Origin of the sequence: Acinetobacter sp. GWC1_38_13, assembly GCF_001767535.1 — a bacterium.
Classification (GTDB): Bacteria; Pseudomonadota; Gammaproteobacteria; order Pseudomonadales; family Moraxellaceae; genus Acinetobacter; species Acinetobacter junii.
On sequence record NZ_MELG01000087.1, the window covers coordinates 1 to 9268 of the forward strand.

Here is a 9268-nt window from a genome sequence, read left to right on the forward strand (position 1 = left end):
CAGGGATTACGTCGACATTTTTAAATGCGGTTTTCGTCCACTCGATAAAGTGGAAACGGTCTTCGTTACGACGATCTTCTACTGCACGGTTTTTTTCAAACGCGTCAGGATCAAAGCCGCCATATTCAACCGCCAAAGAGTGATCCACGATCAACTGAGTTGGCACCACTGGATTGACTTTAGATGGATCACCACCTTTTTCAGCAATCGCATCACGCAAGCCCGCAAGGTCGACGAGTGCCGTTTGACCCAAAATGTCATGACAGACCACGCGCGCAGGATACCAAGGAAAATCCAAGTCCTGACGGCGTTCGATCAATTGCGTTAAATAGGCAGTTAAATTTTCTGCATCAGCTTTACGCACAAGCTGTTCTGCCAACACTTTCGAGGTGTATGGCAAAGTTTCATATGCGCCTGGCTGAATGTCTTCAACGGCTTGGCGCACGTCATAGTATTCGAGCTGGGTATTGCCATTCTGATCTGGCAGCGGTTTACGGTATTGATTTGACATTAACCACGCTCCGCCAATGGTTTAAATTCTAAGTTTTCAGGGCCAGTATAGTTCGCGCTTGGACGAATGATCTTGCCGTCTTGACGTTGTTCAATCACGTGTGCAGACCAACCCGCTGTACGTGCAATCACGAATAATGGCGTGAACATTGCTGTTGGAACACCCATTAAGTGATAGCTCACCGCGCTGAACCAGTCGAGGTTCGGGAACATGTTCTTCACTTCTTTCATCACTGCTTCTAAACGTTCAGCAATGAGGTACATTTTGGTGTTCTCTTGCGCTTCAGCAAGGTCACGCGCCACTTTCTTGATCACTTCGTTACGTGGATCAGAGATGGTATAAACAGGGTGACCAAAACCGATGATCACTTCTTTTTTCTCTACGCGGCTACGGATGTCTGCTTCTGCTTCGTCAGCGTTGTCATAACGTTGTTGAATCACAAATGCAACTTCGTTCGCACCACCGTGTTTTGGACCACGTAGCGCACCAATACCGCCTGTAATTGCTGAATACATGTCTGAACCTGTACCTGCAACAACACGTGAAGTAAATGTAGAAGCGTTGAATTCATGCTCTGCATACAGAATCAAAGAGGTATGCATGGCTTGAATCCATTCTTCAGATGGCGCTTCGCCATGAAGTAAATGGAGGAAATGCGCAGCGATTGAGTCATCATTCGTTTCAACTTCGATACGACGACCGTTGTTGCTGAAGTGGTACCAATACAACAACATTGAACCCAAGCTTGCCATCAATTTATCAGCGATGTCTTTTGCACCTGCTTCATTGTGGTCTTCATGTTCAGGCGTTAAACAACCTAAAACTGATACACCTGTACGCATCACGTCCATTGGGTGTGCAGATGGTGGTAACTGCTCAAGTGCAGTTTTCAATGCGGCTGGTAAGCCACGAAGTGCTTTCAGTTTTGCTTTATAGGCTTTCAACTCAGCTTTGTTTGGCAGTTTGCCATGTACAAGCAAGTGCGCAACTTCTTCAAATTCGCTACCCACTGCAAGGTCAAGAATGTCATAACCACGATAGTGCAAGTCATTACCACTACGACCCACTGTACAAAGTGCTGTGTTACCTGCAACTTGACCACTTAACGCAACTGATTTTTTTGGCTTGAAGCCTGTTGGAGTTTCATTACTGCTCATAAGATTGTCCTTTTTTATATCTTTGGGGTAACTTATAAAGTTCTTAATCTCCCTAAATCCCTCTTTCCAAAGAGGGCGTAGGGGAGATTGTTTGACTTATTTATTCTTCGCAAAAGTTCCATCTAGGTATTGTTCAAACGCATGGTAGTTAATGCGTTCATACAATTCTTGACGGGTTTGCATGGTGTCAACAACGTTCTTCTGTGTGCCTTCTTGACGCAAAGTCACATACACATTTTCCGCTGCTTTATTCATCGCACGGAATGCTGAAAGTGGGTACAACGCAATGCTCACATCCGCAGAAGCCAATTCTTCAGTCGTGAATAATGGTGTAGAACCAAATTCAGTAATGTTCGCTAATACTGGAACTTTGGTCAGATCAGCAAATTGCTTATACATTGCCAGTTCAGTGATCGCTTCAGGGAATAACATATCCGCACCTGCTTCAATGTAAGCACCTGCACGGTCAATTGCTGCTTGTAAACCTTCAACTGCAAGTGCATCAGTACGCGCCATGATCACAAAGTTTTCATCAGTACGCGCATCAACCGCAGCTTTAATACGATCCACCATTTCTTGTTGGGTCACGATTGCTTTGTTTGGACGGTGTCCACAACGCTTTGCACCCACTTGGTCTTCGATGTGCATCGCTGCTGCACCGAACTTAATCATTGATTTAGTAGTACGTGCAATGTTGAATGCTGAAGCACCAAAACCGGTATCCACATCAACCAATAATGGGAGATCACAGACATCCGTAATACGGCGTACATCCGTCAATACATCATCAAGGTTACTAATCCCTAAATCAGGTAAACCTAACGAACCTGCGGCAACACCACCACCTGACAAATAAATTGCTTTATAGCCTGCACGTTTTGCTAACAATGCATGATTGGCGTTGATCGCACCCACCACTTGTAATGGTTTTTCATTTGCGACCGCGTCGCGGAATAGCTGACCAGCAGATTTAGCCATGTTGATGTTCTCCTTGGGTTTGCAGCAATGTTTGCTCAACAATTTTGTAAGATGCATTGATGTGACGGTGCATTAGCATTTCGGCAAGTTCACCGTCACCTTCTGCGATCGCATCTAAAATGCGGATATGTTCGTCCCAAGCTTTGCTCGGTCGATTTGGGGTGTTTGAAAATTGAATTCGATACATACGGATGAGGTGATACAGCTCATCACATAACATTTTTTCTAAGGTTTTATTGCCACTGCTTTTGATAATGCAGTAATGGAAATCGTCTTGACCTTCTTGTAGGTAATAACCCTTACCTGCTTTAAAATTTTCATCTTCAGCATGCATTCGCAACACATCACGCAATGCTAAGATTTGTTTTTTATCAATATGCTGTGCAGCCAGCTTACAAGCTAAGCCTTCAAGTGAAGCACGAATTTGGTAAAGTTCTTTAAATTGTTGTAGAGAAAGAGAAACAACTCGCGCACCAACATGTGCCGTACGCTCTACCAATCGCTGCCCTTCGAGACGATGAATCGCCTCGCGCAATGGACCACGACTAATCCCGTAAATACGCGCTAACTCAGGTTCAGAAATTTTACTGCCCGCAGGAATTTGTCCTAATACAATCGCCGATTGAATTTGCTTAAATACGTGTTCCGTCAGAGTAATACTCTGACTCGTGCTGATGGCTTGAGGAACAAGGGTATCTTGCATATTGTCGACAATCTCTACAGTTTTGATGATTTTATAACGGGATAATAGAAATAATGCAATAGGATTGTCGACAATAAAAGAGACCTGTGCAGTCAGTCAGACATTCTATCCATTCTGATTAGAATCATTCAAAACCGTCATAAAAACCATAATAAGTATAAATAAAACAAATGTTTATGATTTTATTACAATTAATCTACGCTCAATTTTGTATATCTTTGGACTCATTGATATTGCTTATGCTACGACTATGGTATGACAGCTTGATTGTAGACAATCTTTATAATCGAGTGCTTTGCTACAAATTTTTGTAAGTAAATAATAGGGTCTGTTGATATTTCAGCCATGCATTGCGTTATCGGCTAAAACAACATAAACAAGGCATGAAACGCAGGCAATGGCCTTCCCTTGTCAAGTTTCATAACGCAGTTTAGGGAGGTTTTAGCCATAACCCTGCGGGACAGGAACATTTTTGCCGTTACTATGTTATGTTTCGCTCATTTAGAATAACTAAATTTCGCTAAACATGCCTTGTACCGTCTAAAAAATGCCCTCTGTCGCAAGCATCTGTGAAATGTCAACAGACCCTACACTAGAAATGTAAATAACAGCGTGCTTCATAGGCGCTTTATTGGTACATTATTGGGCATCTGGAGTCATGCTCCGCAAGACACATCCATGCACCTTGTTGAATAAAAGGACATTGTTAATGTTTCAACATATCCCACCTTATGCAGGCGACCCGATTCTCTCTTTAATGGAACAGTTTAATGCTGATTCTCGCGCTGAAAAGGTTAATCTAAGTATTGGTTTGTACTATAACGAAGACAGTATCGTTCCTCAGCTTGATACCATTATTGAAGCGCAAAAACGTATTGCACCTAAAAATACGCAAACCAAACTTTATCTTCCAATGGAAGGTTTTAAACCTTACCGTGAAGCGATTCAAGCACTTTTATTTGGTGAAAATAGCCCTGCTATTCAACAAGGTCGTGTTGCTACCATCCAAACGCTTGGTGGTTCAGGTGCATTAAAAGTCGGTGCAGATTTCTTAAAAACTTATTTCCCAAATTCAGAAGTTTGGGTGAGCCAACCAACGTGGGATAACCATGTTGCGATCTTCAATGGTGCTGGCATCAAGAGCAACTACTATCCATATTTCGATGCGGAAACACGTGGCGTTGATTTTGATGGTATGTTGTCGACATTAAAAACTTTGCCAGAGCAAAGCATTGTATTGTTACACCCTTGCTGCCACAACCCGACAGGTGCGGATCTAAATCCAGCACAGTGGGATCAAGTAATTGCGGTATTAAAAGAGCGTAACTTGATTCCATTCCTTGATATCGCTTATCAAGGCTTTGGCGATAGCATGCAGCAAGATGCTTATGCGATTCGTGCTTTAGACCAAGCTGGTTTAAACTTCATCGTCAGCAACTCGTTCTCTAAAATCTTCTCACTTTATGGTGAGCGTGTGGGCGGCCTAACCTTTGTCTGTGACGATGCTGAAGCGGCTCAATGCACATTCGGTCAATTAAAGGCAACCGTACGCCGCAACTACTCTAGCCCACCAACAACGGGTGCATGGTTGGTTGATCAGGTGCTCAATGATGCTGATCTGAATCAACAATGGCAAGGCGAAGTGAAAGAGATGCGTGAGCGTATTATCAAAATGCGTAGCATCCTCAAAGACGAACTGACCAAAGTACTCCCTGACCGTGACTTTAGCTATCTTGTCAATCAAAAAGGTATGTTCAGCTACACAGGTTTAACGGGCGAGCAAGTCGACACCTTACGTGAAGAATATGCAATTTACCTTGTACGTAGTGGTCGTATCTGCGTTGCAGGTTTAAATATGAATAATATTTATAAAGTTGCAAAAGCAATGGCTGAAGTGCTAGCAAAATCAGCTTAATTAAAGACTGATTTTCAAACAAAAAAAGGTTGTTTCACGTGAAACAACCTTTTTTATTTTATCGACTAAGCACAATAGAACCTAGAACTGGCCACCTACCTCAAAAGAAGACTTTCGATTAAATCTGTATCATTCAATGTTCAATCTAGCTCAGTCTTTGTATACTGCAACACATGAATAAACAACAAACAGCACCTTTAAATATGACTCAACTGACCTGCTTTAAAGCCTACGATATTCGCGGAAAACTAGGCACTGAACTCAATGAAGAAATCGCCTATAAAATTGGTCGTGCATACGGACAAATCTATCAACCTAAAAAAGTGGTGATTGGTTGTGACATCCGTCTGAGTAGTGAAGGCTTAAAGCAAGCAACCATTCGTGGTCTTAATGATGCAGGTGTCAATGTTCTAGATTTAGGCATGACGGGTACTGAAGAAGTTTATTTCGGCGCTTTCCATCTTGATGTACAAGGTGGCATTGAAGTTACGGCGAGCCATAATCCAATGGATTATAACGGCATGAAATTGGTACGTGAAAATGCACGCCCAATCAGTGCTGATACGGGATTAAAAGACATCCAAGCACTCGCTGAATCAGGTACTTTTACCGAAGTTGAGCAAAAAGGTACAACTGAAAACTATAATATTCTGCCAGAGTTTGTCGATCACTTATTAACCTACATCGATCCTCAGAAAATTAAACCACTCAAGCTGGTGGTAAATGCAGGTAATGGTGCAGCAGGCCATGTCATTGATGCGATTGAACAGAAATTCCAGCAACTGAATATTCCAGTTGAATTTATTAAAATTCATCATGAAGCCGATGGAACTTTCCCTAATGGAATTCCGAATCCGATCTTAATTGAAAACCGAGACAGTACCCGTGATGCTGTGCTTACGCACAATGCAGACATGGGTATTGCATGGGATGGTGACTTTGACCGTTGCTTCCTATTCGATGAGAAAGGTCAATTCATTGAAGGCTACTACATTGTTGGCTTATTGGCACAGGCTTTCTTGATCAAACAATCTGGCGAAAAAATTGTGCATGACCCACGTCTAGTTTGGAATACCTTTGATATCGTAGAGCAATACCAAGGGATCGCAGTTCAATCAAAATCTGGACATGCTTTTATTAAAGATGTGATGCGTGAACATAATGCTGTTTACGGTGGGGAAATGAGTGCACATCATTATTTCCGTGACTTTGCTTATTGTGATAGCGGTATGATTCCTTGGTTACTCACCATTGCTCTACTCTCAGAAACAGAACAATCACTCTCGACACTCGTTGAAAATATGATTGCCAAATTCCCTTGTAGCGGCGAAATCAATTTTAAAGTAGCAGACACGCAAGCAACGGTTCAAAAGATTTTTGATCATTATGCAGACCAAAATCCATTAGTAGACCGTACCGATGGTGTTAGCCTTGATTTTAGTGCATGGCGTTTGAATGTCCGCGCATCGAATACAGAACCATTACTACGCTTAAATATTGAAAGTCGTGCTGATAAAAATCCGCAGCCTATGCAAAATTATGTGGATGAATTGACAGATTTGATTCAAGGATAAGCGAAGAGTTAAGAAATAGGGAGCTATTGCTCCCTGTTTCTACAAAACGATAATTATTGATATCCATTTGGATTTTTCTTTTGCCAGTGCCAACTATCAGCGAGCATATCTTCCAAAGTATATTGCGGTTGCCAACCAAGCTCCGTAATTGCCCGTGTATTATCAGCAAATGATATTGCAACATCACCTGAACGCCGTGGTGCAAACTCATAAGCAACTGACACACCATTTACTTTCTCAAAAGTATCTTTAACTTCTAAAACAGAACAACCATTACCTGTCCCAATATTCCAAACACGACAGCCATGTTTAGACAGGCGATTATTTAGGGCGCACAGATGGGCATTTGCCAAATCCACGACATGGATATAGTCTCGAACACCAGTACCATCGACTGTATCATAATCATTACCATAAATTGATAACTTCTCACGACGCCCTACAGCAACCTGAGTGACGTACGGCATTAAATTATTTGGAATACCTTGTGGGTCTTCGCCAATCTGACCACTTTTATGTGCACCAACAGGATTAAAGTAACGAAGTAATGCGATTGACCACTTCGGATTAGCTAAGGATAATTTTTGTAATAATTGCTCAACGATAAGCTTCGTATAGCCGTAATTATTGCTAGGCATTCCTGTAGGCATATTCTCATTCAAAGGGGATATATTGACCTCATCATAAACTGTTGCAGATGAACTAAATACGAGAGTATATATACCTGCTTTTTCCATAGCTTTTACAAGCTGAATACTACCTGCAATATTATTGTCAAAATAAATTAATGGCTTTTCCTGACTTTCCCCAACGGCTTTCAAACCCGCAAAATGAATCACCGCCTCAATCTCATGATTTTTAAAAAGCTGATCTAAAGCATTTGCATCACGAATGTCACCTTGAACAAAAACTAAAGATCTATTCGCCAACTTTTGCACACGTCTTAGAGATTCTTCAGAGCTATTCGACAAATTATCAAAAACAATAACATCGTGACCCACATTCAGTAACTCTACACAAGTGTGTGAACCAATATAGCCTGCTCCACCTGTTACTAATATTTTAGCCATTCATCTTTCCTAGTATTATTCGGAGTAAACCCTGCGTTGAAGCATCAAATGTTGAAATATCATCGATCTCATGATTTAAAATTGGCAATAGTTGATTAGCAATTTCCTTCCCCTTCTCAACCCCCCATTGATCAAAAGGATTGATATTCCATAAGACGGATTGTACGAACACCTTATGCTCATACATTGCGATCAACATCCCTAAACTATATGGATTAAGCTCTTTTAACAAAATGGTTGAACTTGGTTGATTACCTTCATATTGTTTATATCTTGGTAATTCATTTAACTCATCTTGTGAAAGTGCTTGGTTCCCAAAAGCCAACAGGCGTGATTGGGCTAAACAATTCGATAATGCCAAATGATGCTGTTCTATCAAGGCATCCGCATTTTCAGCATAAGTAAATTGATTTGAATTATAACGTTTTACAGGTGCGATAAAATCACAACTGACTTTATGCGTTCCTTGGTGAAGTAATTGATAGAACGCGTGCTGCGCATTGGGTCCAACTTCACCCCATACAATTGGGCAAGTAGCTAAGCTAACCTTTTCTCCATCCCGTTGAATAGATTTACCATTAGACTCCATTTCAAGCTGTTGTAAATAGGCAGCAAAATATTTAAGCCGACCATCATATGGCAAAACAGCATGTGTTTGGATATCGAGAAAATTATTATTCCACGCACCTAACAAACCCATCAGAACAGGGATATTCACTTCAAATGATGTGGTTTGGAAATGCTGATCTATCGCATGAGCCCCTGCTAAAAGTTGTTTAAAACCCTGAATTCCAATCGTTAATGCGATCGGTAACCCAATACAAGACCATAGAGAATAACGACCACCAACCCAATCCCACAGTAACAATTGTTTATCAGCTGCTATTCCCCATTCCGTCATTTTCTCAGGTTTAGTTGAAACTCCAATAAAATGGTTCTTGAGAATTTTGTCATTGTAACCTAACGCCTTTTCAAGCCATTGACGTACGGTTTGTGCGTTAGAAAGGGTATCAATTGTGCTAAAAGACTTCGATGAAATAATAAATAGCGTTGTTTCAGGTCGCAATTGATGCAAAAGCTCAGATAACTGGCTACCATCCATTGTAGAGACAAAGTGGACAGCTAAAGGTTTTGCAGTTGGCACTTTAAAATCAGACAGCGCGTGAGTCACCATTAGTGGACCCAAATCTGAACCGCCAACACCAATATTCACGACATCTTGAATTACCTCACCAGTAGCGCCACGATATTGACCGCTATGAATCTTTTCTACTAAGGCATACATGCGATCAAGTTGCACATGTACTTGTTCAGTAATTTCAGGTTGAAAACTAGAATCCTTTGGCAGCCGCAATGCCCA

The 9268-nt window shown here is 41.4% G+C and carries 8 protein-coding genes; 2 read left to right on the top strand and 6 right to left on the bottom strand.

Features of this window, described 5'->3' with window-relative positions:
• From A2003_RS09155 to A2003_RS09170, 4 genes are all read right to left on the bottom strand, one after another.
• Positions 1 to 511: aconitase family protein (locus A2003_RS09155; protein ID WP_286687202.1), on the bottom strand; the 511-nt coding region annotated here is incomplete at its 3' end.
• On the bottom strand, positions 511 to 1668 hold the full coding sequence (prpC, locus tag A2003_RS09160) for a bifunctional 2-methylcitrate synthase/citrate synthase (RefSeq protein ID WP_004966984.1): 1158 nt from the start codon (positions 1666 to 1668) through the stop codon (positions 511 to 513). The genes A2003_RS09155 and prpC, both read right to left, overlap by 1 nt.
• 96 nt (positions 1669 to 1764) lie before the next feature.
• Positions 1765 to 2646, bottom strand: coding sequence for a methylisocitrate lyase (prpB, locus tag A2003_RS09165; RefSeq protein WP_004907224.1), 882 nt, complete (start codon positions 2644 to 2646; stop codon positions 1765 to 1767).
• Positions 2639 to 3349, bottom strand: a complete 711-nt coding sequence (locus A2003_RS09170) for a GntR family transcriptional regulator (protein WP_004956801.1) — start codon at positions 3347 to 3349, stop codon at positions 2639 to 2641. The genes prpB and A2003_RS09170 overlap by 8 nt, the downstream gene beginning before the upstream one ends.
• A 709-nt stretch (positions 3350 to 4058) precedes the next feature.
• Here A2003_RS09170 and A2003_RS09175 point away from each other — a divergent pair.
• The gene (locus tag A2003_RS09175) at positions 4059 to 5264 is read left to right on the top strand and encodes an amino acid aminotransferase (protein WP_286687203.1); all 1206 of its coding nucleotides are present in this window, start codon (positions 4059 to 4061) and stop codon (positions 5262 to 5264) included.
• 203 nt (positions 5265 to 5467) lie between these two features.
• Positions 5468 to 6838, top strand: coding sequence for a phosphohexomutase domain-containing protein (locus tag A2003_RS09180; protein ID WP_286687206.1), 1371 nt, complete (start codon positions 5468 to 5470; stop codon positions 6836 to 6838).
• Between the two features lie 53 nt (positions 6839 to 6891).
• Here the strand turns inward: A2003_RS09180 and galE are convergent, their stop codons facing one another.
• Positions 6892 to 7908 (bottom strand): UDP-glucose 4-epimerase GalE, encoded by a 1017-nt coding sequence (galE, locus tag A2003_RS09185; RefSeq protein ID WP_286687204.1) that lies wholly within the window; start codon positions 7906 to 7908, stop codon positions 6892 to 6894.
• Positions 7901 to 9268, bottom strand: a 1368-nt coding sequence (gene pgi / locus A2003_RS09190; protein WP_286687205.1) for a glucose-6-phosphate isomerase, incomplete at its 5' end; no start/stop codon positions are given. The genes galE and pgi, both read right to left, overlap by 8 nt.

Excerpts from the sequence above, each read along its gene's own strand:
- A2003_RS09175 (WP_286687203.1), top strand. The coding sequence starts at position 4,059 with ATGTTTCAACATATCCCACCTTATGCAGGCGACCCGATTCTCTCTTTA.
- prpC (WP_004966984.1), bottom strand. The coding sequence starts at position 1,668 with ATGAGCAGTAATGAAACTCCAACAGGCTTCAAGCCAAAAAAATCAGTT.
- A2003_RS09180 (WP_286687206.1), top strand. The coding sequence starts at position 5,468 with ATGACTCAACTGACCTGCTTTAAAGCCTACGATATTCGCGGAAAACTA.
- prpB (WP_004907224.1), bottom strand. The coding sequence starts at position 2,646 with ATGGCTAAATCTGCTGGTCAGCTATTCCGCGACGCGGTCGCAAATGAA.
- A2003_RS09170 (WP_004956801.1), bottom strand. The coding sequence starts at position 3,349 with ATGCAAGATACCCTTGTTCCTCAAGCCATCAGCACGAGTCAGAGTATT.
- galE (WP_286687204.1), bottom strand. The coding sequence starts at position 7,908 with ATGGCTAAAATATTAGTAACAGGTGGAGCAGGCTATATTGGTTCACAC.